Source organism: Candidatus Synechococcus calcipolaris G9, assembly GCF_029582805.1.
GTDB classification, from domain to species: domain Bacteria; phylum Cyanobacteriota; class Cyanobacteriia; order Thermosynechococcales; family Thermosynechococcaceae; genus Synechococcus_F; species Synechococcus_F calcipolaris.
In genome coordinates, this window is record NZ_JAKKUT010000002.1 from 1,287,893 (window position 1) to 1,312,056 (window position 24,164).

Annotated in this window: 24 protein-coding genes and 1 pseudogene; 17 read left to right on the top strand and 8 right to left on the bottom strand. The window is 49.6% G+C overall.

Features of this window, described 5'->3' with window-relative positions; genetic code table 11:
- Positions 1–14: 14 nt before the first annotated feature.
- On the bottom strand, positions 15–2,243 hold the full coding sequence (locus L3556_RS09115; protein WP_277866961.1) for a phosphoketolase family protein: 2,229 nt from the start codon (positions 2,241–2,243) through the stop codon (positions 15–17).
- A 137-nt stretch (positions 2,244–2,380) separates the two neighbouring features.
- Here L3556_RS09115 and L3556_RS09120 point away from each other — a divergent pair, with 137 nt between their 5' ends.
- The 10 genes from L3556_RS09120 to L3556_RS09160 all read left to right on the top strand — a co-directional run bounded on the left by L3556_RS09120 (position 2,381) and on the right by L3556_RS09160 (position 9,096).
- On the top strand, positions 2,381–3,025 hold the full coding sequence (locus L3556_RS09120) for a Uma2 family endonuclease (RefSeq protein ID WP_277866962.1): 645 nt from the start codon (positions 2,381–2,383) through the stop codon (positions 3,023–3,025).
- Between the two features lie 69 nt (positions 3,026–3,094).
- Positions 3,095–5,191, top strand: coding sequence for an HsdM family class I SAM-dependent methyltransferase (locus L3556_RS09125; RefSeq protein WP_277866963.1), 2,097 nt, complete (start codon positions 3,095–3,097; stop codon positions 5,189–5,191).
- On the top strand, positions 5,188–5,499 hold the full coding sequence (locus tag L3556_RS09130; RefSeq protein ID WP_277866964.1) for a DUF4258 domain-containing protein: 312 nt from the start codon (positions 5,188–5,190) through the stop codon (positions 5,497–5,499). Before L3556_RS09125 ends, L3556_RS09130 begins: the two co-directional genes overlap by 4 nt.
- Entirely contained in the window at positions 5,499–5,738 is a 240-nt protein-coding gene (locus tag L3556_RS16320) for a YgiT-type zinc finger protein (protein ID WP_422110760.1), read from the top strand. The genes L3556_RS09130 and L3556_RS16320 overlap by 1 nt, the downstream gene beginning before the upstream one ends.
- Before the next feature lie 125 nt (positions 5,739–5,863).
- Positions 5,864–6,211: a nucleotidyltransferase family protein gene (locus tag L3556_RS09135; RefSeq protein WP_277866965.1), complete on the top strand. Its 348-nt coding sequence runs from the start codon at positions 5,864–5,866 to the stop codon at positions 6,209–6,211.
- Positions 6,212–6,295: 84 nt separating this feature from the next.
- Entirely contained in the window at positions 6,296–7,645 is a 1,350-nt protein-coding gene (locus L3556_RS09140; RefSeq protein ID WP_277866966.1) for a restriction endonuclease subunit S, read from the top strand.
- Positions 7,646–7,661: 16 nt separating this feature from the next.
- Positions 7,662–7,883 carry a hypothetical protein gene (locus L3556_RS09145; RefSeq protein WP_277866967.1) on the top strand — a complete coding sequence of 74 codons (222 nt, stop codon included), beginning with the start codon at positions 7,662–7,664 and terminating at the stop codon, positions 7,881–7,883.
- A 96-nt stretch (positions 7,884–7,979) separates the two neighbouring features.
- On the top strand, positions 7,980–8,204 hold the full coding sequence (locus L3556_RS09150; RefSeq protein ID WP_277866968.1) for a DUF433 domain-containing protein: 225 nt from the start codon (positions 7,980–7,982) through the stop codon (positions 8,202–8,204).
- Complete coding sequence (locus tag L3556_RS09155; protein WP_277866969.1) at positions 8,201–8,533, top strand: DUF5615 family PIN-like protein; 333 nt, start codon at positions 8,201–8,203, stop codon at positions 8,531–8,533. Before L3556_RS09150 ends, L3556_RS09155 begins: the two co-directional genes overlap by 4 nt.
- Before the next feature lie 65 nt (positions 8,534–8,598).
- Entirely contained in the window at positions 8,599–9,096 is a 498-nt protein-coding gene (locus tag L3556_RS09160) for a four helix bundle protein (protein ID WP_422110778.1), read from the top strand.
- Here L3556_RS09160 and L3556_RS16325 read toward each other — a convergent pair.
- Positions 9,028–9,333 (bottom strand): annotated as a pseudogene (locus tag L3556_RS16325) (type II toxin-antitoxin system VapC family toxin); the annotation flags it as partial. The gene L3556_RS09160 and the pseudogene L3556_RS16325 sit on opposite strands and share 69 nt — an antisense overlap.
- Positions 9,330–9,551, bottom strand: a complete 222-nt coding sequence (locus L3556_RS09165) for a hypothetical protein (protein WP_277866971.1) — start codon at positions 9,549–9,551, stop codon at positions 9,330–9,332. The pseudogene L3556_RS16325 and the gene L3556_RS09165, both read right to left, overlap by 4 nt.
- 59 nt (positions 9,552–9,610) lie before the next feature.
- On the opposite strand from L3556_RS09165, the gene L3556_RS09170 reads away from it, so the two are divergent.
- Positions 9,611–12,835: a DEAD/DEAH box helicase family protein gene (locus L3556_RS09170; protein WP_277866972.1), complete on the top strand. Its 3,225-nt coding sequence runs from the start codon at positions 9,611–9,613 to the stop codon at positions 12,833–12,835.
- A 15-nt stretch (positions 12,836–12,850) separates the two neighbouring features.
- Here L3556_RS09170 and L3556_RS09175 read toward each other — a convergent pair whose 3' ends face one another.
- Positions 12,851–15,316, bottom strand: a complete 2,466-nt coding sequence (locus tag L3556_RS09175) for an NAD-binding protein (RefSeq protein WP_277866973.1) — start codon at positions 15,314–15,316, stop codon at positions 12,851–12,853.
- Positions 15,317–15,351: 35 nt separating this feature from the next.
- A complete protein-coding gene (locus L3556_RS09180; protein WP_277866974.1) occupies positions 15,352–15,882 on the bottom strand; it encodes a hypothetical protein in 531 nt (176 codons plus the stop codon).
- Positions 15,883–16,056: 174 nt separating this feature from the next.
- Between L3556_RS09180 and L3556_RS09185 the strand changes: the two genes are divergently transcribed.
- Both L3556_RS09185 and L3556_RS09190 read left to right on the top strand, forming a co-directional pair.
- Positions 16,057–16,674 (top strand): flavin prenyltransferase UbiX, encoded by a 618-nt coding sequence (locus L3556_RS09185; protein ID WP_277866975.1) that lies wholly within the window; start codon positions 16,057–16,059, stop codon positions 16,672–16,674.
- A complete protein-coding gene (locus L3556_RS09190; protein ID WP_277866976.1) occupies positions 16,635–17,354 on the top strand; it encodes a hypothetical protein in 720 nt (239 codons plus the stop codon). Before L3556_RS09185 ends, L3556_RS09190 begins: the two co-directional genes overlap by 40 nt.
- Before the next feature lie 58 nt (positions 17,355–17,412).
- Here the strand turns inward: L3556_RS09190 and sixA are convergent, their stop codons facing one another.
- Positions 17,413–17,919 (bottom strand): phosphohistidine phosphatase SixA, encoded by a 507-nt coding sequence (sixA, locus tag L3556_RS09195; RefSeq protein ID WP_277866977.1) that lies wholly within the window; start codon positions 17,917–17,919, stop codon positions 17,413–17,415.
- Positions 17,920–17,973: 54 nt separating this feature from the next.
- Positions 17,974–18,309 carry a carbon dioxide-concentrating mechanism protein CcmK gene (locus tag L3556_RS09200; RefSeq protein ID WP_277866978.1) on the bottom strand — a complete coding sequence of 112 codons (336 nt, stop codon included), beginning with the start codon at positions 18,307–18,309 and terminating at the stop codon, positions 17,974–17,976.
- A 185-nt stretch (positions 18,310–18,494) separates the two neighbouring features.
- On the opposite strand from L3556_RS09200, the gene L3556_RS09205 reads away from it, so the two are divergent.
- The 4 genes from L3556_RS09205 (at position 18,495) to L3556_RS09220 (ending at position 23,206) form a co-directional block, all read left to right on the top strand.
- Positions 18,495–20,084, top strand: a complete 1,590-nt coding sequence (locus L3556_RS09205) for a glucose-6-phosphate isomerase (protein WP_277866979.1) — start codon at positions 18,495–18,497, stop codon at positions 20,082–20,084.
- Positions 20,084–21,181: an extracellular solute-binding protein gene (locus L3556_RS09210; protein ID WP_277866980.1), complete on the top strand. Its 1,098-nt coding sequence runs from the start codon at positions 20,084–20,086 to the stop codon at positions 21,179–21,181. The genes L3556_RS09205 and L3556_RS09210 overlap by 1 nt, the downstream gene beginning before the upstream one ends.
- Positions 21,182–21,259: 78 nt before the next feature.
- Positions 21,260–22,651: a bifunctional UDP-N-acetylglucosamine diphosphorylase/glucosamine-1-phosphate N-acetyltransferase GlmU gene (glmU, locus tag L3556_RS09215; RefSeq protein ID WP_277866981.1), complete on the top strand. Its 1,392-nt coding sequence runs from the start codon at positions 21,260–21,262 to the stop codon at positions 22,649–22,651.
- Positions 22,652–22,690: 39 nt separating this feature from the next.
- Positions 22,691–23,206: a pentapeptide repeat-containing protein gene (locus tag L3556_RS09220; protein ID WP_277866982.1), complete on the top strand. Its 516-nt coding sequence runs from the start codon at positions 22,691–22,693 to the stop codon at positions 23,204–23,206.
- Positions 23,207–23,240: 34 nt separating this feature from the next.
- Here L3556_RS09220 and L3556_RS09225 read toward each other — a convergent pair whose 3' ends face one another.
- Positions 23,241–24,146, bottom strand: coding sequence for a TIGR04168 family protein (locus tag L3556_RS09225; protein ID WP_277866983.1), 906 nt, complete (start codon positions 24,144–24,146; stop codon positions 23,241–23,243).
- Positions 24,147–24,164 lie beyond the last annotated feature (18 nt).

Consider the following 24,164-nt stretch of genomic DNA (forward strand, 5'->3'; position numbering starts at 1 on the left):
TAATGTTCAGGAGCTTATTCTGAATCCATTCCCAAAAGGGCGATCGCCCGGGTTTGAATGGCTTCCGGCGTAATACCATTAAAGGCCATTAGCTCCGATGCACTGGCAGTGGTTTCTCCCCGTTGCCAGGTCATTAAATCTCGGTTCAACGGAGAACGCAACATCAAGGGTTCTAGCATAGCCCCCGGCCCCCCCGTAATTCCCAGGAGAGCATTGCCGCCAAAGAGAGCTTCAAAGGTTGCATCATCCGCAAAACCCCCATCGGGTTCTGAGCAAGTACTCCAGGCCACATCACTGGGACGGTAGAGCCGCCGCGGACTGATCACCGACACAATTCGTACCCGTACCCCTTCCGCTTCCAGGGATTTCGCCGCCGCAAACACGGGCAGTAAGATCATATCCCCCAAGGCAGCCAAGACAACCAGTGGCCCAGATCCTTCACTCTCGTAAAGAATCACACCACCCTTCACCAGAGCCTCTTCGGTTTGGGCAAACGTCGTGCGAATCGGCAGGGGAGACTTGCTGGCAATAATCGCAATACCCTTATTTTGGGTACTCAATGCCCACTGGTAGCACACCTGAACACTATTGGCATCGGCGGGAAACAACGGGAAGATATTTCCATTCCGCATCATTGCCCCGAAGTAGGCTTCAATTTCTGGGCGTTGGTGAGTCCAGCCATTCCGCCCCTGTTCTAAGGCTCCGGCGGTATAAAGGGTGACGGTGGAGGGGGTGGGACGGCGCAGTTCAGCCATGGCCTGGGTCACGGTCTGCCAGATGGGTAAGCCATTAATAGCAAAGGATTCGTAGGAGCACCAAAGGGTTCGACTGCCCATTAAACATAATCCTGCCGCTAATCCAGCACAGGCATCTTCGCTCAGGGGTTCATAGACTTGGCCCGTGGGTTCCTGGTTATAGAGGGGGTCCGGGGTGGGGTGAATAATCTTGAGGGCTTGGTTAATATTGCCAATGCCAGAGGCTTCGTTACCATCGGCATTCGTTACCAAATAGCGGCGATCCTTTTGCCCCACGTAGGCCACCAATTGGCCCATGGCGGTTGTGGATACTTTGGCGTCTCCCCCCACCGAATAGGCTTCTAGGGGCAGTTCTCCTAGGTCTGGTAGGTCAAGCACGGATTCAGTGACCGCAACCTTGGCCGCTGGGCCGCCCCCGGCCCGCTCACAATTAGTCCGCACCAGTTGCCAAGCCGCCACCGATAGGGCCCGTTTTTCGAGGGCAGTCACAATGTCGGCGTTATCCAGGGTGTGATAGCCGTAGAGGTTATGGGATTTGGCTCCCTTGGCATGAACCCCCGCCCCCTTGAGTTGCTTAATGATAAAGACCGTTAATTCACCCCCAAGGGCCGCTTTTGCCGCTTTTTGTGCCCCCATAAGTACGGCGGTCATAAATTTCATCCGTCCCTCAAAGGAAAAGAGGGTACTGTCCACATAGGCCCCGGGCTGATCCCCATCCTCAAAGTCCTTGGCATCGATCAGCACGACATTTTTGAAGCCATTCCCCTGCCAGTAGGCGATCATCTGGTCATTGGACTGCAACGACACCATGCTGTGATGCTCTTGGCTAAAGCCATTCCACACCAGTATGGGCAGAAAGTTGGTGACGGAGGGAAAAGCGGTATGGAAATGCCCCATACTACTCATCACATAGGGTTCACCCAAGCCCCCATCCCCCAAGGTAAAGGGAAAGAGGGTTTGACGATGCAACCAGGCGGCGGCCATGGCAAAGTGCTGCCCCTGACCGAGGGGCCCTGCTGGAGCTAAAATACCGGGAATATAGCCCGATAGATGCCCTAACAGGCCGTGTTTTTCCCGGAAGCGATCGCGCAGATCCTGGACGGTATGAATATCCATGGCTTCCAGGGAACGATCCAGAAACATGGCACTGTAGAATCCGGGGGCATGGTGGCCCACCTCGGTGATGATATTTTTATGGCCCAGAAAGACGAAGGCTGCGTAGGCCTCAGCTTGACTGGCAAACCCCCCTGGATGGCCCGAGGCCTTACTTGCCGTGACTTGCAGGGTTAGGTAGCGCAGGGCATCGGCATAAAGCAGTGCTTGGTAGGCGGCGGCTGGATCCTGTCCATGGGCGATCGCCCCGGTACGGTCATCGATAACGGCAGCTTGACCATAATCCTGCCATTGGGGCCAATCTGAGCCAAAATACTGAATGCCTTGGCAAAAATTGGGATGATTGGAACTTGAAGCAGGGGAAGCAGCCGTCATAAACAATCCTTAAACTTAAAAACTTAAACAGAGGTAAATTGACAGTAGGGAGGACAGCGACGGTTCATTGAGCGTGATGGATTAAATCTTAAACACTCGTTATCGGCCGTAAACTCACGGATTGATTTTACAATTCTTTGGACGCAAAACCCAATTACAACAACGATGACCATCCCCCAACCATGACCATCACCAGTAGCCAACCAAAGACCTACAGTGCCGAAGAATATCTGCATCTAGACGTAGGGTCAGAACTGCGCCATGAATACCACCATGGAGAAATCATCCCGATGCCTGGGGGAACCCCTGCCCATAACGAAATTATCCGTATGTTGGTTTTTCTATTAACGGCTAACCTGCGGAAACAGCCCTACAGTATTTTTGTGACTGACCAGCGATTGTGGATTCCTACCCGTGCCATTGGCCCAGAGGAGACCGACGAATTGTATACCTATCCCAACGTAATGGTCACATCCCGCCCAGTAACTCTTAAACCAGGACGAAAAGACACCGTGATCAATCCAATTTTGATCGCCGAGGTCTTGTCAGACTCTACCCAAGGGTACGATCGGGGTGATAAATTCGCAGCCTATCGCACCATTCCCACCTTTGAGGAATATTTACTCATTGATCAATCCAAACCCCATGTGGAGCAGTATGGGAAACAGGCAGAAAATCAGTGGTTATTTACAGAGTATTACGGTCTTGACCAAACCCTGAATCTGCAATCTGTGGGGGTGGCGATCGCCCTCACTGACCTGTATGAAGCCATTGATTGGTGATGGGTGACGACTATCGCCATAACGGATACACTGAGTTATCCCCTTGACACGAAGCGTATCCCTTCCTAAATGGCTCTATCAAATACTGCTCAGAATATCTTGCAATACGAGTCTACGATTTGGTCTACGGCTGACCTATTGCGGGGCTGTGGCATCAAAGAATCGGAATGGCCGTCCTATATGATGCCGTTCTTTGCCCTGGTGATGATTGAGAGCCGCCTGATCAGGATGTTTGATGACCTAAAGACAGAACTAGGGGAAGACACCTTCAATGGGATTGAACCCAATGACCTGATTGAATTGATTCAGGACAAGGGCCAAGGCTACAACGTCTATATCTTTGAGAAGCACCAGACCCTAAAGGACATCTGCCAGAACGATAAATCCTTTGATGTGGACTTTGATGCCTATCTGAAAGGCTATGACGGCGAAACTAAAGACCTGTTGGGGGTGGATGCCTTTGAAGGGGAAAAGTTTCTCGATATCAAAGGGGTGATTGCCAAGCTCAAGGCTAAGAAGGTGCTGTTTAGCTACGTCACGGCATGGAGCAGCATTGACCTAAAGCCCTTTGACAACTCAGCAATTACCACCCTAGAGGAACACATCAAACGCCGTTGGGCGGATATTTCCGCTGAGACAGCGGGGGAACAGTACACCCCCGATGATGTGATCGCCCTGATTGCAGAGATTATCGCGTCAAAGATTGAGGACTCAGGCCGCCTGCTGAAAATCTATGACTGCACCTGTGGGGGTGGGAACCTGCTGTTTGGGGTGGAAGACCGGATTAAGGAGAAGGTGAACCGCCTGACTCAGACCTATGGGCAAGACTGGAATGATGCCCTTTACGCCTTAGCCAAGATTGAAGGTCGGTTTCGGGTGGATTCTAAAATCGAGCATGGCAACACCCTAACCGATGACAAATTCTTTGCGGATGAGTTTGATGTGGTGGTGGCGAATCCGCCCTATGGGGTGGACTGGAAGGGCTTTCAGAAAGACATCCAGAACGATAAGACCCAGCGGTTTCAGCATCTCCCGGCGGTGAGTGATGGGCAGTTGTTGTTTATGCAACACCTGATCTCGAAGATGAATGCCACGGGTATGGGAGTGGTGGTTCATAATGGCTCCACCCTGTTTAGTGGCGATGCCGGATCGGGGGAAAGCAATATCCGTAAATGGATGCTGGATAATGACCTGGTGGAAGCGGTGATCCAGTTGCCGACGGATGAGTTTTTTAACACTAATATCTACACCTATCTGTGGGTGCTGAATAAGCAGAAACCCGATGAGCGGAAGGATCGGGTGATGCTGATCAATGCCAGTGAAAAGTTTAAGCCCCTGAAGAAAAACAAAGGCTCGAAGCGGAAGGAGATAGATGAGGCCAATCGTTTAGAAATTGTCGATACTTTGGGCAAGTGGGCGGATAACGACTATGCCAGGGTGTTTGATAAGGAGTTTTTCTATTTCAATAAGCAGGCGATCATGCTCACGAATGTGGATGAGCAGGGCAGAACGTTTGCTGATCGCCTGAAGGATGGGAAAAAGAGTCGGTCGCTTAAACCTGTGAAGCTGGACAACGGGGAACGGACGTTAACGGAATTCACGATATTAGAACCGCCTGAGAACCCCCCGCCTGACAGCACCCCCCTTATCAAAGGGGGCAGGGGGGATCTATCCGAGTATTTCACCGATGACATTAAGCCGTTTGTGAGTTCGTTGGATTATAAAGAACAGCCGTTGGTGGTGACAACGGAAAAGGCGCAATACAGTTTTGATGCGGATCAGGAAACGCTGATTAAGGAGGTATTGGGCAAGCGGGAAGCATTGGGCTGTGGAAAGATTGTGGTGAAGTCTGCGTTTAAGAAAAAGACGAAAACCAAACCGGAAAGCATTGTGATTACGGTGGAGCTAACGCCAGACTATCAGAAGGATTATGAGATTATTCCCTATCACCGTGACCCGGATGAGAATCGGGCGGCCATTGAAGCGTTTATGGCGAAGTACATCACGAAGCCGTTTGAGTATTTAGAAAATGTGGTGGGAGTAGAAATTAATTTTAATAAGGTATTTTATCAGCCTGAGCAATTGCGAAGTGTAGAGGAAATCTTGGATGAGATTTCGACCTTAGATAAAGAACTCAGAGAACTAGAGCAGTCTTTATCTTTATGAAGACTCTAGAGGAGGTTAAAAGCCAATTACAAGCCGGACAATTTGAATTTACCCGCCATGCCTTTAAGCGGGCAGTTGAGCGCAATATTAGTGAGGCAGAGATTAGAGAAGCGAGTACAAAAATAGAGGTGATTGAAGATTATCCAGACGACAAGTATTCACCAAGTTGTCTGCTGCTGGGATTCACACTAGCAAATCGAGCTTTACACCTTCAGGTTTCAAGGATTGAATCTGACAACGTAAAAATCATTACACTGTACGAACCTGACTCAATGCAATGGATGGATTACCGAAGGAGGAAACCCTGATGTTTAGATGTCATGTTTGCGGTTCAGAAGAGTCTCATTCAGAGTCTATTAGCGAAGTTTTTAATGTTCGAGGAAAATTTTATTTGGTAGAAAAAATCCCGGCTATGGTTTGCTCTCGCTGTGGAGAGGAGGTGTTGAGCCGAGAGACAACTGAAGGAGTTCGAGTGATGTTACATCGGGAAGATGAACCGATTCGATCTATTTCCTTGGATGTATTTTCCTATGGCGGTTTTAATTAATAATCGTCAATTATTCATTGTTAATTGTCAGTTATGCCTGGGCAATTGAGAAGTGTGGAGAAGATTTTAGATGATATTTCTGAGTTAGACTATCGGTTAAAAGAGTTGGAGGATACTTTGTCATTATGAACCCACCAATAAGTAGCAATGCCCAACGAGCTTCACCGATCGCAATTCCTCGTCGTGGTCGATTAGAGCAACTGTGTATCCAATATAAAATTGCAAAGTTGTCTTTATTTGGTTCGATTTTGCGAGACGATTTTACTGATGAAAGCGATATTGATTTTTTGGTGGAGTTCCAAAAAGATTACACTCCCACTTTTTTGGTGATGGCTCAGATCGAGGAAGAGTTGTCGGATCTACTGCAAGGCAGAATTGTGGATTTGAGAACACTGGCGGAACTAAGTCCCTATTTTAGGGATCGGGTCATGGCGGAGACAAGGGTGCAATATGAGTGCAACTACAATGGATAATTATCAATTGTCAACTCACAATTACCCATTAAAAATAGATGCTTTGAATAATGAGTCGAAGGCGTTAGAGGAGAGTCTGACGCCATGAAATTAAGAATCAGTCGATATGAACAGTACAAGGAAAGTGAAATTGATGGATTAGTGAAGATCCCTTGTCATTGGCGATTAGAACGCTTGAAATTTATTGCTGAAGTACGAAGCGGAGTAGCAAAGGGACGGAATCTATCGGGAAAGAAAACCATCGAATTGCCGTATTTGAGAGTAGCTAATGTTCAAGAAAATCGTCTTGAGTTGGACAATATTTCCAGGATCGAAATTCAACTTAGTGAAGAAGCTAGGTATTCATTAAAGCCTGGTGATGTTTTGATGACGGAAGGAGGCGACAATGACAAACTAGGTCGTGGAGCTGTTTGGAAGGGGCAAATTCCAAGATGTCTGCATCAAAATCATGTATTTGCAGTCAGACCGTTTGATTCTGAAAACTCATATTGGATCAACTGGATGACACAGACAGAGTTCTTAAAATATTTCTTTTTGAGCCGATCTAAGCAGACAACTAATTTAGCTTCTATTTCTTCTACAAATCTGAAAATAACCCCAATTATATTTCCACCTCTGCACGAGCGTTTAGCGATTACCCGCTATCTCGACACCAGAACTGCCCAGATCGATCGCAAAATTGACCTACTCACCCAAAAAGCCCAACGCTATGAGGAACTGAAAAGGGCGATCATTAACGAAACCGTCACACGCGGTCTTGATAAGTCTGTACCGATGAAAAATAGCGGCATTGAATGGATCGGCAAAATTCCTGAGCATTGGGAAATTAAGCGGATAAAGGATATTACCGAATCAGATGTTTCGGTAAAAACACCGTCTCAATTAAAGGAAACAGATTTAATTGAGTTTGTCCCGATGAGTAATATTGATGAAAATATTGGGAGGATTAAAGAATTTAGTTTCGTGACACTTGATACTGTTTCTAGTGGCTATACAAAATTCAAAAATGAAGATGTAATTTTTGCCAAGATAACACCCTGTATGGAGAACGGAAATGTAGCCTTAGTAAAAAATCTGAGACATGGGATTGGCTTCGGGAGCACCGAATTTATGGTTTTTAGGTCTCAGAAAGAATTATTGCCAAAGTATCTACACTATTTCTTTCACAATATTCTCTTTAGAAAGAATGCTGAACCTTTTATGAAGGGTACTGCGGGGCAAAAAAGAATCACAAGTTTGTATATGTCAACTCATGGTTTTGGCTTACCACCGCTTGATGAACAAAAAGCGATCGCCCACTATCTAGACACAAAAACCGATCAAATTGACCAAATCATCCAAACTATCAACACCCAAATCGAAAAACTCAAGGAACTTCGCAAGACCCTAATTAACGATGTTGTTACTGGAAAAATCAAAGTGATTGATAATTGAAAATGGAGAATTGACAATGAATGTGGCTCAACTGCGGCAAAAAATCGACTATCAACTCAATAACCTTTCACCCCAATGGCTAATTCTCATTAGCAACTTCCTCGATTCCATTCAATCCCTTACCAGCAAAGGAGAAATCCCAGATATTCAACCAACCGCTATCAAACGCGACAACATGCCCAATATCTACTCAAACATGCCAACACCTGGCAAGGCGATGACCTCGAAGCGTGTCTAGATTTCGTCATCGAAACCCGTTCAGAATCGCAGTTTTAGCTATCTATTGTTCATTTTCAATTGCCAATTGCCGATTGCCCATTATCTACTGTGAACTATGAGCTACCAAGGAAGAATCACCCTAGAACCTGGAAAACGCAGTGGTAAACCCTGCATTCGCGGAATGCGGATCACCGTTTATGATGTGCTGTCCTACCTTGCCTCTGGCATGACCTACCAAGAAATTTTGGATGACTTTCCCTACCTCACCCAAGAAGACATATTAGCTTGCCTGAGCTACGCCGCCGATCGCGAACACCAAACCCTGCTGGTACAGGCATGAAGCTGCTGTTTGATCACAACCTCTCACCCAAATTAGTCCAGCGGCTTGCTGATTTATTTCCAGATTCAACCCACGTTTACACCCTTGAGCTAGATGAAGCCGACGACCGCGAGGTTTGGGACTACGCCCAACACCATGGCTTCATCATTGTCACCAAAGACAGCGACTACAACGAACTGCTTACATTCAGAGGGTTTCCGCCAAAAGTCATTTGGATTCGTCGCGGCAACTGCTCCACCAACGACATCGAATCCATCCTGCGAACCCACGCCGCCGATATCCAAACCTTAACCAATGACCCTACCCTCGGCATCTTGACCCTGTACTAGCAATTGAGAATGAAAAATTGAAAATTGAAAATTATTCATTATCAATTAAACATGGAGAATTGAGGATGGGGAGGAACATTGTTAAGGATAAGAGTTTTGATTTTGCTGTTCGGATCGTCAACCTGAGTAAATACCTGACTGAGCAAAAGCGAGAGTATGTTTTATCCAGGCAAATTCTACGATCGGGAACCGCCGTTGGTGCATTAATCCGAGAAGCTGAGCAAGCTGAAAGCAAAGCCGACTTCATCCACAAACTCGCCATTGCTCTCAAAGAAGCCAACGAAACTGACTACTGGCTAGACCTCCTCTACAAAACCGAATACCTCGAAGACAAACACCATCAGAGCCTAAAAGCTTATCTCACTGAACTCTTAAAACTCCTAACCTCCATCATCAAAACTATCAATTACCATCTACCACAAACGCTCAACCTCGTAGACATCAAACTTCGTATCAATACTCACAATTGGCAATCCCATGATGTGGCTTTGGGCGATCAACAACCGATCAAACGGATCGCGATGGTGAGACGGCAAACGACTGAGGGCATAGATATACGATAGCTCAATCGGCAACAGGCTCAGGCGATTTCGTTTCACCTCATCCTCGACTAGTTCAGACAACGGCAATTGCAGGGATAGCTTCCCTAGGGATAGCTTGATTTGCATTTCCCAAATACTCACCAAACTCAGCACAGGCTCATTACCCGGATCGACCAAAAAATCACGGGCTAAAGCAGAAAGTCGGCTGGGTTCCCCAGTCCACCAAATGAAGACATGGGTATCAATCAGCGCCCTCACCCCAGCTCACTCAGCCAAAATTCATCCGGCAACGGCTCATTAAAATCCTCGCTTATCCACACCTGTCCCACATGCAAACCGGGCACCCGTGGCGCATCTCCCCCAGTTTCAGCTAGAGTAGAGCTACCTTTGACCGCTTGGATAAAATCCAGTACCCGCAAGAGTAACGGCTCTGGGGCTGATACTAATTCCCGCACAATCGTTTCAAAAACCGTCATCTGCCTGAGTCACAAATGTTACCTCTCTATTTTGGCATAGTCGCAAAGCCAGCCTACTTATGAGTGAACTTCACCTGCAAGACAAATTCCTCGTTCCGTTCATCAAGACAGAGCTAGGCTACCGGGAAGTCAAACCCAACACTGTTACCAGTTCTTTGATCATTGAGGAAGATCTGCAAGAATTCATTTCTCAAACCACCCTCAACCAGAGAGCTTACGAAACTTTGCTGAGGAAATACAACGGCAATCCTCAAGCTCTGCTAGCAGACCTCATCGAACTCATCCAAGAACGGATCGCCAGCAGTCGGAATATGGCACTGTTTATCAATGCCAACAAATCCGTTACCCTGCGAGGGATTAAGCTCCATCTGTTCTATACCGATGACAGCGTTATTCACGATAGCGAACTATTCAACCAAAATATTTTTTCCGTTATTCAAGAACTGCCCTACAAATATGAGTATAAAAATGAAAAAGTCTTTTCCTTCCGCCCCGATCTCTGTTTCTTTGTCAATGGTCTGTATCTGGTTTACAGCGAACTCAAAGCCAATTTCAGCAACCAAACTGCCAAGAAAAACGGACGGGGCAAAGTCACCAAAGACTACTTTGAAGCGATCAGAAAGTATCACGAAGTCTTTGATCAAAGCCCTCACCTCAGCGACTCAGAAAAAGAACGTTACCGCCGAGACTTCCTGAAAATCTTTGAAAAAGCGATTCACATCACCACCACCGACATTGCCGAAACCTACGTTATCCGCACCATCGATCAATTCTTTGATGAAGCCCTCGCCACCTGTAGAGCAGGTAAGTTCAATCGTGAGGAATACGATAAAAAAGTCTTTGAAGCCTTCAAACCCTATCCCCTGCTAAATCCCAACGCCGATAAAAAAGACAAGCTGAAAGAGCTTTTCACCTTCCACTACGGCAAAAGCTTTATCGAAAAAGAAATTCTCTACTACAACTTCATCGAGCGGGAAGTTTACACGGTCAATGGTCGCAAAGAACTCAAAGACGAGAAAGGCCAACTTATTTGCCCCCGACCTAAGCAAAAATTTGGCACTGACAAGATCCTGGCAAAAATAGACGAATTCCTAGACCACGAGATCGAAGATGACTACTTCATTCACCACCTAGAGCAACAGCTTGCCCACGTTGCCCCCGCCAAACGCGCCGAACTAATCGAAAAGCGCAAAGCCTACGCCAACAACAAAAACGTCTATTCCCTGTTGCTGCAATATGCGGCTGGGTTTGGCAAATCCAACATTATCGGCTGGACAGCCCTCCAACTCAAAGATATACGCCGCAATGGTGAGTATGTCTACAATAAGGTCATGATCGTGGTCGATCGCCTGCAACTCCGCAGCCAGATTGATGCCAAAATGCGGAACATGAACATTGAAAACTCTATGTTCCTCGAAGCTCACGATAAGAAAACCTTTCAAGAAGCCCTCATCTCTGATCAGCGCTTAGTCATCATCAACCTACAAAAATTCCAAGATGTGCGAAAAATCTTGGATGCCGACACCTTGCAACATCTAGCTAATCTCCGCATCGTCTTCTTGATTGACGAGATTCACCGCTCCAACAGTGGCAGTCAACACGAAGAAATGGTCAATATCTTCGATGTGTTGCAAACCCCCTTTGATGCCAACGCAACCTATAACCAAACCCGCACGAAGAAAAACCTGATCATTGGCTTCACTGCCACCCCCGATGACAACACCCTGGCAAGATTCGGAGAATTCAGCGGCTATGCCGAAAGTGAAAAGCTTTGGGTGCCCTTTGATGCCTACACCATGAATGAGGCTATTAAAGACGGCTTCATCCTCAACCCCATCAAAAATATCGTTCCCGTTGCCTCTAAGATGCTGTTTGACCTTCCCAGTAATGAGCTAGAGGGCTTCAAGGAACCCAACTACAAAGATGCTGATAAAAGACAAATTTACGAAAATACAGAGCGCATTGATGAGATATCAAAGTACATTGCTGATTTGCTAGTTAAAGATGTCTACCGACAAATCAGAGGCACAGGCAAAGCGATGTTAGCGGTGTACTCCATTAAAGCTGCTCGACTGTATGCTGAGGCCGTTAAACGTCACTTTCAGACCATCACCCAACAGCGCAAGTATGAGAAGTATGCGGATGCCCCCATCTATGTGGTGTATTCCAGCAGTCAAGATCAGCAAAGCTCTACCGGGTTAAATGATGGACTCAGCGAAGAAAAAGTCTTAGAAAACTTTGCCCTCAGAAAAAACGGCTTAATCATCGTCGTTGCCAAACTGCAAACCGGATTTGATGAGCGGCGACTACACACCCTATTCCTCGATAAGGAAATCAGAGGCATTGCCGCAATTCAAGCCATCTCACGGGTAGACCGCACAGCCAAATACAAAAACGACTGTAAGATCGTTGACTTCTCCTACAACAACGTCAATGTGCAAAACATCAAAGATGCCTTTGAGCATTTCTCTGATGTAGTGGTGAGTGATTTTGATCCCTTCAGCGATCTGCGGATTTTAGACATCCTCTTTTCAGAACTTAAAAAGTCTGGAGTCTATACCCAATTCTTTGACGCATTCCTGCAAATCTTCAATGATGATGCCAAGCACAACAATCCAGAAAGTTACCTTGACCTGGAAAGCAGCATCGAGAAACACATCTCAGCCAACCCTCAACACACGGCTGATGCCAAAGCCAAAGCCGCTCAATACTTCACCATTCTCAACCGCATCGAGTATGTTATTACTCTGGACGACAAATACAAAGAACCCAGCTTTCTCGCATTCCTATGCCTGTTCAATCGTCTCTATAACCAACAGCATCGCAGCGACGATGTCAAAGACCCCATTGAAGTCTACTTTGACAACCAAATCGGTATTGTGGAAGTGGAAGCCCAAGAAACTGAACCTAAGAAAAAGCGGGAAACCAAAGTTGCCACCTCTAGCGGAACTTATAAGGTTCATCAATTTGACATCCTGGCAGTCATCGAAGCCCGTAATGAACAAGAAGACCTTAAAGCCCAACGGATTAAGGAATTTGAAGCAAAAATTCAAGACCTGTTTGCTTATGTTTTGGATTCTGACGAAGGTAAACGGTTAATTGTCAAAATCAATTCTAATGTATCAGAAGATGAGATTTACGAAGACTTTGCTAAAATCTATCGCAAGTATAAAATTCTTAATAGGAAAATCGTGGGAGAGTATTTCTTCAAAGAAATGGAAGATTTAGTCGATAAACTGTGTGATGACTTTGAACATATAGTTTATAAATCTACGAAACAATAAGTGAAATAGCCCTGCTCAAACGGGATAGAACCGCAGGGGTAATAAATTGCGTAACTGTTGGCCCAATCGGTACACCTGATGATCGTAGAGAGCCAATTCTAAGGTGGTGGGTAAGGCGGCGATAAACTTGCGGGATTCACTGAGGGGGCAGCCGCTAATATTGGTAATGATATTGCCTGCTTCCAGGCCCGCTTCGGGGTAAAGGGGTTTCCCGGCCCAAAGTCGCCAGGTGCGGCGAGGAGCTAACTCACCCCGTTCAATGCGCCGTAGTCCCTGAATGGTGGCTAGTATAACCAAGCGATCGCCGGCCCCGACATGGACATCATCGCCAGGTAAAATTTGATGGGTTCGTTCCCCTGCGATCGCCGCGCTTTCTTTTTGATAGAACACGGGAACCACACCATACCCATAGGCAATTTCAGCCATCAGTTTTCCCACTAGGGTATCTCCAGGGGTGAGGGCGTAGTCAGCCACCAAGACCGTGCGGTTGGCAATTTGAAACAGACCTAAAATATTTTCACCAAAGGCGGCTCCGGCAAAGGCTTCGGCCGCTAATTCATAGACGCACAACCCCTGGGCATTGGGTAACAGCTCTGCTAGGTTTTGACTCAATAGTTGATCGTAGGTTCGCACCACTAAGCCAATGGAATTATTGTGGCCCTGGGCGGTGCCTCTAGCAATGAGGGCTGCTTCCAGATTCAGCATTTCATCATCACTGGTGAGAATAATACTCTTGGCCGTGGCCAGATTTGCCTGGGGAAGCTGTTGAATGATGTTCCCCTCTAAAATCGGTACATCCGGCAAGAGATTGGGGGGATCTAAGTCCTCAACGATCACCACAAAGGGTTGCTGAAACTCTCGGAGAAGTTGGGCTACCTGTTGTCCCACTTGGCCAAGTCCCACCAGGATCACATGACCAGCGTCGGGAATGGGGGGCCGCTTCTGGAAAAATTCAAACCGAGATTGGAGAAGTTTTTCTGCCAGTAAACCAAACACGCCCAAAATGAATAGCAAACTAATCAGGGCAATAATCACTAAAATCCCCTGCACCCAGGCGGGGACGGGATCTGGCTCTAGACCACCAAAGACATCACTAAAGCCACCGGTGAGTAAGATAAAACTGGCAATGAACGATTTTTGCCAGGTAATCTCGGCCACATTCAACCGCAATAAAATGGCTGCCAGTAACCAGAGGAGAACCCCCACCTCCAAGCCATTAAAAATAATCCGGCGGGAGCGATCGCCATTGACCCATTGCCAAAATTTTTGCCAGAGTTGACGGGGATGGACGTGGCGCAACCACTGGTGTAGGGATTGGATCAGGTTAAAATCTTGCCCATAATTGGGACTGGAAACAGGTTCAATCAATTCAATGGAAATGGGGCGATCGCCCACCTGGAGGATTAGATCGGGAGACCATTGATGAAATAGACGGGAGGATGATCCCGACGTTGCAAAGCAGGAGGTCGTGGGTTGGGTCTGAGGGATTGATTGAGAACTAGGGGAACCCGTTGTTAGATCCGTTTTCAGAACCGTGAGCAGGCGTTTGTGGCGGCGTTGTAGTTGTTGGGCAGGGTAATTAATATAGCGGTGTTCATCGGCGGTAATCCCATGCTGAACAATTCGTAGCTGCTGTCCCTCCACCGTCAAAGCCGCCAGAATTTCATCCCCCAATCCCGCTAGGGCAAAGGCCGGCGCAGGTAATTCCATGGGGTCAAGGGCAACACAACTCCCTAGCTTTTCTTGGAGGAGGGCATTGAGGTTTTTCCGCCCCGATCGCACCACCAAATGCACCTGGGGGTTTAAGCGGCGGGCAGCGATCGCTCCGGCAATATTGGTAGCTTCATCACTGGTGACAAATAAAATCGTGCGGCAACTATGAATTCCCGCCTGCTCTAAGCAGTCCGGCTGGCGACAATCCCCAATCAACACCGGTTCCGACAGGATATCCGTCATCCCCTGAACTTCCCAACCGGGATCCCGCTGCCGTTCAATGGCACAGAGGTGAATATTCAGGGATTTGCCCGCAAACTTCCGTAAACTATCAATACAATATTGCCCCAAACTTCCCAGTCCACAAATAATGAATCGCTCCCCGGTTTCTGATCCGTCTACCACCGTGGGATCATGCCCTGGGGTGACAGCGGCGAAGTCCAAAGTTTCTAAGCTCCCTAGGGAACTAGCTGGAGAGACGGGCTGGGGCTGCTCCCAGGTCTGCTGCCAAAGGGGAAAGGGATGGCCCTTTTGACCGGCGAGTACCTTAATCGTTCTGAGGGCATGGGGGAGTTGGCGAAAGAGTTGGTTCCATTGCTTTGTCCAGCGATCGCTCCAGGCTTGACATTGCTCAACGCTGGCTCCATCCAACCAGATATAAAGGCGATGATCTAAATACTCTAGACTCCACTCAATGCCGCGATCGCCGATATTGACCCTGAGCCACCGATCAATGATCGCCAATAGTTCTCGATGCACCTGGGACATGGCCGACGGCCTCCGCAGAACGCTACAGGGCAGATTTATTTTTCCTGGGGATCAGGGTCTAAGTACTGCCCTAGGTCTTGGAGGGACGGATACACCGGCTCTAGGACAGCCTGGGTTTGGGCGATCGCCCGGAGGAGTTCACTGGATAAATGTTCAAGGGGGTGGGGGGGCTGGGGCTGGCGGCGACGGCGCGGAGGGGCAAATTCACTGGCCACTGCCTGCAATTGATAGGCGATCGCCTTGACCTTGGCCAGGTAGGTGAGGGTTTGGTGCAGATGCTCCTCTAGTCGTCCATAACTTGCCTGCATCTGGGCCCAATCCTCCTCGGAGAGGGCTAAGAACGGGGCCATCTCCAGGAGAACCAGGGGGGGAATATCGGCAAAAAGACTCTCAATATCCGGTAACTCCGGCAAAATTAAGGTTTCCAGAAGCTGTAAATCAAACAGGGTGGCCAACACCTGATCCGGCACAGCATCCATGGTTAGGGGTTCCCCAACTTCAGGCTGGGAAGGAGGACTCACATCAGGATTACGTTCGGTCTGAGTGGGATTTTGAGAGTTTGCCATAGATAGACCAAAGGCGGACGACAGGATGAATCTGGTTCTAGAATAGAAAAAATTGAGACGAAGCGAGGGATTGAAGTTCAAAATGATTGCCAAGAACGAGGGGCTGGGAGTGATCCCTGAGTTTGATCTAGGCTTGGACTAATTTAGACTGAGATTATTAGACTTGGGTTAATTGTGTCATTATCTTCCCCCATTGTGATTGGCGTATCGGGAGCATCTGGTTTAATCTACGCCGTAAGAACGATTAAATTTCTATTACGTGCAGGCCAGATTATTCAATTAGTGGCCTCCAAGGCGGTGCATCAGGTCTGGCAAGCAGAGCAGGGTATTAAAATGCCCGCCCAGCCGGAGAAACAGGCTCTTTTTTGGCGGCAACAGGCCGATGAATGGGGCGGAGAGTTAACCTGCCATCCCCCCACCCATATTGGAGCAGCGATCGCCAGTGGTTCCTACCGTACCATTGGTATGCTGATTATTCCCTGTAGTATGAGTACGGTTGCTAAAATTTCGGCGGGATTAAGCTCCGATCTCCTGGAGCGGGCCGCCGATGTGCAACTCAAAGAAGGGGGAAAACTCGTGATTGTGCCCCGGGAAACGCCCTTTAGTCTCATCCACCTGGAAAATCTTACCCGCCTCGCCCGGGCAGGGGCCAGAATTGTGCCCGCCATTCCCGCTTGGTACCATCGCCCCCAAACTATTGAGGATTTAGTTGATTTTGTGGTTGCCCGCGCCTTAGATCAACTGGGTTTAGATTGTGTGCCGTTGCAGCGGTGGCAGGGGCCGATTCAGTAATGCCCCGCCTGTCCTTTGGTCTACTGTTTTTAGTGCTTTTGGGCATCCTAGGGGTGCAAAACTGGCAGCCATCCCTGGCCATAACGTTTTTAGGCCGGCGATCGCCCACCCTTCCCTTTTCCCTATGGATCGTGGCGGCGGTTCTGTTGGGTTATGTCACTGGCGCAACTATTCTCTGGCTGATTGGCCCGGATACCGGACGCAGCGATCGCCCCCGCCCCAGGAAACCATCGGCCCAAAAATCCCCCTCTGGCCCCGAAGGCTCTGGAACTAGGGATCAAGAGGATCAGGGGGAAGATGCCTTTAACTTTGACGATAACTTTGATAATCAAGGGATGGATGATCGGGATATTAATGATCCACCGATTGACGATCCGGTAGAAGATTCAGAACCCATCCCCGCAGACAAACCGCCCCAAACCCCTAACTATCGCCCCGGGCCCCGCCCCAGTGCCCCCTACTCCTACAGCTATCGCCCATCGCGGAAAGTCACCCCTCGCACCGTGGACGATCGCCCCCTCAACCCACCACCGCGATCCGTCGCCAAAGGATCTTCCAAAGAGGATGTTTACGATGCTGAGTATCGCATTCTCACGCCGCCCTACCCAGAAGCCGATTCCACCCCGCCTCCCCCCCCAGAGGACGACTGGGATGATTGGGACGACTGGACAAGGGGCTAAGGTTATCTAGTCAAGACTTGCAGTAGGGGCAAAATTGCGTCAATTGCGCTCAGGCTGATCAGTCCTTGAGTATAAATTTCGGTGGTGTTAACCAAAATAATAGGCTATTCCCCACCGGATCACCCTCCGGAAGAGTTAAACCGATCACCCCAGCCTTTTTTAGCTGTAGACTCCCCCGTGATTTGCCCCAGAGGAGTAACTCCGTCCAATGGCTTAAATTGGGTTCATGGCCCACTAACATCAAGGACGTATGGGTTTCGTCTCGCCAATGATCCAACCATTGCAGCCAATCCCCAAAGGAGCCAGCGGGGGCCAAGGTATCGGAGATCGCCAGTTCTGGGGCAACTCCCGCCTCTAGGAATAACTGGGATGTTTGGTGGGCCCGCAGCAACGGACTGGACAGGATTAAATCCGCTTCAATACCAAAATTCAAGAATTCACGAGCCACTTCGCGGGTTTTTCGCTCTCCCTTGGCCGTCAGGGGGCGATCGCGATCGGGGCCGGGAAATAGATCTCCCTCAACCGCAATGCCATGGCGCAGCAGGTACAGGTTTAGTTCAGCCATAACTTAGCCATTGGCCACAAATGTAAATTGTCAATGGAGCCAGCGATCGCCCAACTAGGCAAAAAATCGTTCCCAGCCTTCACCATACTGAAGACACATGGTTTCAAATATAGCTTCCAGATTACTATCGGGCCGGGGGATCACCGTTGACGACAGATAAAGGGTTGTTTCCTTGGGATTATCCGCCGGAATCCGTTTCGCCGCATCCACACCGGCCGCCACCGCAATTTGTACTTCTGAAACATCACCGCGAACAATAATCGTCAGGCGAGCACCACTCACCCGCTCGTAGCCAACCAGGGTAACACGGGCAGCTTTGACCATCACATCGGCAACAGATAGGGCCGGAGGATGGCCTAAAACCTCTACCATCCCAACCGCAATGGGCATGGAAAACTCTCCTTTGTGAGAATAGAATTAGCTTATCATGGCCCGTAATCCCAAAGATTGCCGAGAAATTGCCGGCTCAAATTATAAAGCAGGTCTAAAGAATCGTTACCAGTCGGGGTTGAGGTGTGACGGTAGGGACTTCTCTGCGGTAGGGTAAACCTGGGAACTGTAGGAACACATTGAGCATGGATCCTCTGACACTCTGGCAGCAGTATCAAGACTGGTTATACTATCACCCGGAACTTAAACTCTATCTCGATGTCAGTCGGATGGGTCTAGATCAAGCCACGGTGGCGACATTAACCCCTGCGTTTCAGCAGGCATTTCAGGCAATGGCAGAGCTAGAGGCCGGGGCGATCGCCAATCCCGATGAGGATCGAATGGTGGGCCACTATTGGCTGCGGGATCCTGACCTTGCCCCAGCACCGGAACTCACCGCCGAAATTAGGGCAACCCTGGAGCAAATTAAAACCTTTGTGGATCAGGTGCATTCCGGCCAGATTGCCCCACCCCAGGGGGGAAAATTTAGGGATGTGATTTCCGTGGGCATTGGTGGATCGGCTCTGGGACCCCAGTTTGTCTCCCAGGCCTTAGCTCCCCTGGATGCGCCGTTGAATATTCATTTTTTAGACAATACGGATCCCGCCGGTTTCGATCGCCTCCTGACCCAACTGGGCGATCGCCTCGTGAATAGTTTGGTCTTAGTGGTTTCCAAATCTGGGGGAACCCCGGAAACCTGCAATGGCATGGTGGAGGTAGCCGCAGCCTTTCAACGGGCGGGCCTAGATTTCCCCAAGCACGCCGTTGCCATTACCATGAACGGCAGTAAACTCTTCCAGATTGCCCAGACCAATCACTGGTTAGCCATCTTCCCCATGTACGACTGGGTGGGGGGACGCACCTCCGAGCTTTCTGCGGTGGGTCTATTGCCGGCGGCCTTGCAGGGCATTGCCATTGAAGAGATGCTCACCGGGGCCAAACAAATGGATGCCGCCACCCGCGTCCCCCAGATCAAAACCAATCCCGCCGCCCTCCTCGCCCTCGCCTGGTACCATGCCGGCAATGGTAAGGGGGAAAAGGACATGGTGGTGTTGCCCTACAAAGATAGCCTGCAACTGTTTAGTCGCTACCTTCAGCAATTAGTGATGGAGTCCCTCGGCAAGGAAAAAGACCTCGATGGCCAGATTGTTCACCAGGGCATTGCGGTCTATGGCAACAAGGGCACCACGGATCAACACGCCTACGTTCAACAATTGCGGGATGGGTTGGCCAACTTTTTTCTAACCTTTATTGAAGTTCTCAAGGATCGCCCGGGAACCCCCATTGATGTGGAGCCGGGGATCACCTCGGGAGACTATCTCTGTGGTTTGCTCCTGGGGACTCGTCAGGCCCTTTACGACAACGATCGCCCGTCCCTGACCGTAACCCTGCCGGAGGTGACACCGACTACGGTGGGGGCCCTCATTGCCCTTTATGAGCGGGCGGTTGGTCTCTATGGATTTCTGGTGAATGTGAATGCCTATCACCAACCGGGGGTCGAAGCTGGGAAAAAAGCCGCCGCCGCCAACCTAGCCCTGCAACTAAAGTTAGTGAATGCCCTGAAACAGGAATCGGGGCCCATTCCCTTGATAGATTTAGTAACCAAACTCGGCGTTCCCGAACAGGCCGAGATGGCCTATCTGCTCCTGCGCCACTTGGCCGCCAATGATCAGCGTGTTGAATTGCTGGGGTCTCCCCAAACCCCGGGTCAGTTACGGGTGGTCTGGCAGGGTTAATGGAGCGGCGTTCCTTTTTAAGGGGTTTAGGAGGCCTATCCCTGGGGCTACTGGCGGGGGGGTGTCAGGGAATAACGCCAACGGGATTGACGATCCATGGTCTCAAGGGGTCTCTCCCCGCCCAACTATTGCGGCGATTTCGCCAAGCATCGGGCCAGAACCTTTCCTATCAGGTGCATTTGACCCCCGCGGATCTATTCGCCCTCCTGGCGGATGATCTGGGCGACAATAGCTTGGTGAGTTTGGGCCAGGCCTGGCTGGATGGGGCGATCGCCCCAGGGAAAATTCAACCCATGGCTAAATCAGCCCTGCCGTCCCTGGAGGATTTGGATCCCCGCTGGCAGAGTTTAATTGAAACTCCTCCCCTGCCAACGGATACAGTGTGGGGCATCCCCTATCGCTGGGGAGCCACGGTGATGGTTTATCGCCGCGATCGCTTTGCCGAGTTAGGCTGGACACCCACGGATTGGTCTGATCTGTGGCGATCGGATCTTCAAGGTAAATTTAGTCTGTTAAATGACCCACGGGAAGTCATTGGCCTGACCCTCAAACACCTGGGACATTCCTACAACAGCGATCGCCCCCAGGATATTCCTCCCCTCCTAGCCAATCTCCAATCCCTCCGCCAGGGTTGTAAGCTTTTTAGCTCCGATGCCTACCTGCAACCGCTAGTGTTGGGGGATACCTGGCTGGCCGTGGGCTGGTCAAGTGATGTTTTACCCCTCCTCAAACGCGACGATACCCTGGGGGCCGTGATGCCCAAATCCGGGACGGCCCTCTGGACAGATATCTGGGTGCAGCCCCAGTCCGGGGAAAATCAACCCCTTGATCTCGATCAGCAGGCCTGGCTAAACTTTTGGTTGGAACCTGAAGTCGCCCGCCTCCTGTCCCAATTTAGCGATGGGGTATCCCCGCTGATTCTCTCTAGCGAGGATATAGAACTGCCTAGTCCCGCAGAAACCCTACTGTTAACGGATGGCCCCGCCCTAGCAGCCAGTGAATTCATTTTGCCCCAGGCTCCAGAGGTGGCGGCCCAATATCAAAAAATTTGGACGGAAACGATTCTCCGCTGGGATGGAACTGCCGATTCGACCTAACCTTGGTATACTCCTTTAGAGTAGAAAGCCTCACCCCAATTGATGCAATTAAATTGATGCGATTACTGAGGAAGCAGGATGATTGTCGTTGCTGTGCTTGCCGCCGGCCGTGGAACACGAATGAAGTCAAGTTTGCCCAAGGTCCTGCATCCCCTCGGTGGGAGATCGCTGGTGGGGTGGGTTCTTCGCAGTGTGGCAGCCCTAGAACCCAGTCGGCAAATGGTGATTGTGGGGTATGAGGGAGAGCTAGTCTGCCAATCCCTGAAGCACTTAGCCAATGTTGAATTTGTTGAACAGCGGGAGCAACTGGGAACGGGCCATGCGGTGCAGCAGGTATTACCGCTGCTGGAAAACTACGACGGGCATCTATTGGTTTTGAATGGGGATGTACCCCTACTGCGGTCCCAAACCCTGCAAACCCTCTTACAAACCCATCAAGAACACAAAAATGCGGCCACAATTCTCACGGCCCATATTCCTAACCCCAAAGGATACGGCCGGGTGATCTGTGATGGGAACCATATCCTCAAGCAAATTATTGAAGACCGGGACTGCACCACGGCCCAAAAGCAAAACCGCCGGATTAATGCCGGGGTCTATTGCTTCCATTGGCCACGCCTAGCAGAAGTTCTGCCCCATCTGAAAACAGAAAATGATCAAAAAGAATACTACCTCACCGATGCCGTCAATGATCTAGCCCCAGTGATGGCTGTAGATGTGGAGGACTACGAAGAAATTTTAGGGGTGAACGATCGCCAACAACTGGCCACCGCCTACCAGATTTTACAGACCCGGATTAAACGGGAATGGATGATGGCCGGAGTCACCCTCATTGATCCCGGTAGCACCACCATTGATGACACCGTACAACTGAGTCCCGATGTGGTGATTGAACCCCAGACCCACCTCCGAGGAGAGACCCACATTGGTCGGGGTAGCCAGATTGGCCCCGGTAGCTTAATCGAAAATAGCACCATTGGTGAAGACACAACAGTGCGCTACTCCGTTGTTAGTCAAAGTCAGATTGCCGACCACAGTCAAATTGGCCCCTATGCCCACATTCGCCAACGCAGCCAAGTGGGAGAGCATTGTCGCATTGGCAATTTTGTGGAACTGAAAAAAGCCAGCATGGGGGATGGCAGTAAGGCTTCCCATTTAGCCTACTTGGGGGATACCACCCTAGGGGAACAGGTGAATATTGGTGCCGGAACCATTACCGCCAATTATGACGGTGTGAATAAACATCAAACCATCCTGGGCGATCGCTGTAAAACCGGGGCTAATAGCGTCTTAGTTGCCCCTCTGACGCTGGGAGAAGATGTCACAGTGGCCGCTGGCTCTACCGTCACCAAATCCGTCGCTGCTGATAGTCTTGTTATTGCCCGTTCCCGCCAGATTGTGAAGCCTGGTTGGCGACTGCCCAAAACCCAAGAATCCCAGGAAACCGGTAAAAATACCAGTCAAGAATAATGTTCATTCGAGAAGAAATTAAATTCAGGAGTCTTTGCTGTGAATACAAGAGACTTTTTTCTAGCCTTACGCCAAGGAGAAACTAACTTTAGTGGCCTAGACCTACAGGGATTAAACCTAACCCTAGAGGTTGTCCTAGAGGTAAATTTTTCCGGCTCTAATCTTAGGGGGGCCATTCTCAATGGCGCAGATCTGCTCCGTTGTGATTTCAGTCAGGCTAACTTGACCGATGCCAAAATTCTCGGTGCAGATCTAAAGGCGGCGAATTTAACGGAGGCCATTCTCACCAATGCTCTCCTGAGTGCATCGGATTTCAGTGGTGCCAAACTGTGTCGAGCTAATTTACAAAAGGCTGTCCTAGGGGGAACTTGCCTGCGGGGAGCCAATTTACGGGGAGCATTACTGCGGGGGGCCAGCTTTGAATGTGCGGATCTGACCGGTGCGGATCTCTTGGGTGCGGAGGCAAAACGCTCGGCCCTCCTTGCGGCTGCTACGTTAGAGCAGGCCACCATGCCCGATGGTACGGTCTATGAATTTTTTACACCCATGGCTTGAGCTAGTTGGTTTGTATTATTTTTATTTTATGGTTCTACTTTTCCCAGGTGTTGGTTTCTGGCATCCCTGAGTATAGGTTTTCCTTTTTTTCTTGATTCGTTAGGGGATTGAGCCAACAAATATCCACACAGGCGATCGCCCCATCCAGAAATTCAACCAGCGTAAATCCATGCCAGGACCCCACGGGAGACGGCATTATTCGAGGGCTGAGGGCTGCATTTAGGTAAAGGGTTTGATCTCGGCAACACAGACGTGTCCGTTGGCGATCGCGGCGATGGCGTAGGCGATGGTGCATGTGACCAAAGGCTACCAGAGGAATGGTTTTCCCTTGGGCCTTTAATGCGGTAATGGCCATGGCCAGGTCAGGATCCCCAAAGTCTCCCCCAAGGGGCATCCAATCGCGGCCACAGGGATCATCCGGGCGATCGCCTAAACCAGTGGGGCCATTATGGGATAGAAAAATTAACTGGTCAAAGGAAGAATCTAAGGCAGACTGAACAATGCGATCGCTGGATTGCTGAAAACTCTCTACCCCAAATCGCTGCCGCAAAAACTGGCGATGTTGCCAATGGGGCCCACCCCAACTAAAGGGCCGCCCGCCGACAACAGCAAAACCCAAGGCTTCACAGCCTAACCAGCCATAGCCCACATGGGCCGACCCCACTAAATCAAGCTGTTGCTGCACCCGATCTTCTCTCTGGCGATCGTAGGGACATTTCTTTCGTCCCCAGGAGGAGGCACTATACCAGGCATCATGATTACCAAAGGCAACGGCAATGGGTAAGGATAGCTGGGCGATCGCCGCCACAATATCCACCGCTTCATTACCAAAATCGCCCACAAACAGAGCTAAATCAACCCCTAACCCTTCTAAAAGCTTGGCATCTGTTATAGACCAACAACCATGAATATCGCCAATGACAGCTAGGGAAAAATGCATTTTCGCTTCAAGTGGGCC

Bases quoted from the DNA above. Each gene is read 5' to 3' on its own strand.
- L3556_RS09170 (WP_277866972.1), top strand. From the start codon at position 9,611: ATGAGTGAACTTCACCTGCAAGACAAATTCCTCGTTCCGTTCATCAAG.
- L3556_RS09150 (WP_277866968.1), top strand. From the start codon at position 7,980: ATGAGCTACCAAGGAAGAATCACCCTAGAACCTGGAAAACGCAGTGGT.
- L3556_RS09115 (WP_277866961.1), bottom strand. From the start codon at position 2,243: ATGACGGCTGCTTCCCCTGCTTCAAGTTCCAATCATCCCAATTTTTGC.
- L3556_RS09175 (WP_277866973.1), bottom strand. From the start codon at position 15,316: ATGTCCCAGGTGCATCGAGAACTATTGGCGATCATTGATCGGTGGCTC.
- L3556_RS09200 (WP_277866978.1), bottom strand. From the start codon at position 18,309: ATGCCCATTGCGGTTGGGATGGTAGAGGTTTTAGGCCATCCTCCGGCC.
- L3556_RS16320 (WP_422110760.1), top strand. From the start codon at position 5,499: ATGTTTAGATGTCATGTTTGCGGTTCAGAAGAGTCTCATTCAGAGTCT.
- L3556_RS09125 (WP_277866963.1), top strand. From the start codon at position 3,095: ATGGCTCTATCAAATACTGCTCAGAATATCTTGCAATACGAGTCTACG.
- L3556_RS09145 (WP_277866967.1), top strand. From the start codon at position 7,662: ATGAATGTGGCTCAACTGCGGCAAAAAATCGACTATCAACTCAATAAC.
- L3556_RS09130 (WP_277866964.1), top strand. From the start codon at position 5,188: ATGAAGACTCTAGAGGAGGTTAAAAGCCAATTACAAGCCGGACAATTT.
- L3556_RS09155 (WP_277866969.1), top strand. From the start codon at position 8,201: ATGAAGCTGCTGTTTGATCACAACCTCTCACCCAAATTAGTCCAGCGG.
- sixA (WP_277866977.1), bottom strand. From the start codon at position 17,919: ATGGCTGAACTAAACCTGTACCTGCTGCGCCATGGCATTGCGGTTGAG.
- L3556_RS09165 (WP_277866971.1), bottom strand. From the start codon at position 9,551: ATGACGGTTTTTGAAACGATTGTGCGGGAATTAGTATCAGCCCCAGAG.
- L3556_RS09160 (WP_422110778.1), top strand. From the start codon at position 8,599: ATGGGGAGGAACATTGTTAAGGATAAGAGTTTTGATTTTGCTGTTCGG.
- L3556_RS09140 (WP_277866966.1), top strand. From the start codon at position 6,296: ATGAAATTAAGAATCAGTCGATATGAACAGTACAAGGAAAGTGAAATT.
- glmU (WP_277866981.1), top strand. From the start codon at position 21,260: ATGATTGTCGTTGCTGTGCTTGCCGCCGGCCGTGGAACACGAATGAAG.
- L3556_RS09210 (WP_277866980.1), top strand. From the start codon at position 20,084: ATGGAGCGGCGTTCCTTTTTAAGGGGTTTAGGAGGCCTATCCCTGGGG.
- L3556_RS09205 (WP_277866979.1), top strand. From the start codon at position 18,495: ATGGATCCTCTGACACTCTGGCAGCAGTATCAAGACTGGTTATACTAT.
- L3556_RS09180 (WP_277866974.1), bottom strand. From the start codon at position 15,882: ATGGCAAACTCTCAAAATCCCACTCAGACCGAACGTAATCCTGATGTG.
- L3556_RS09225 (WP_277866983.1), bottom strand. From the start codon at position 24,146: ATGCATTTTTCCCTAGCTGTCATTGGCGATATTCATGGTTGTTGGTCT.
- L3556_RS09135 (WP_277866965.1), top strand. From the start codon at position 5,864: ATGAACCCACCAATAAGTAGCAATGCCCAACGAGCTTCACCGATCGCA.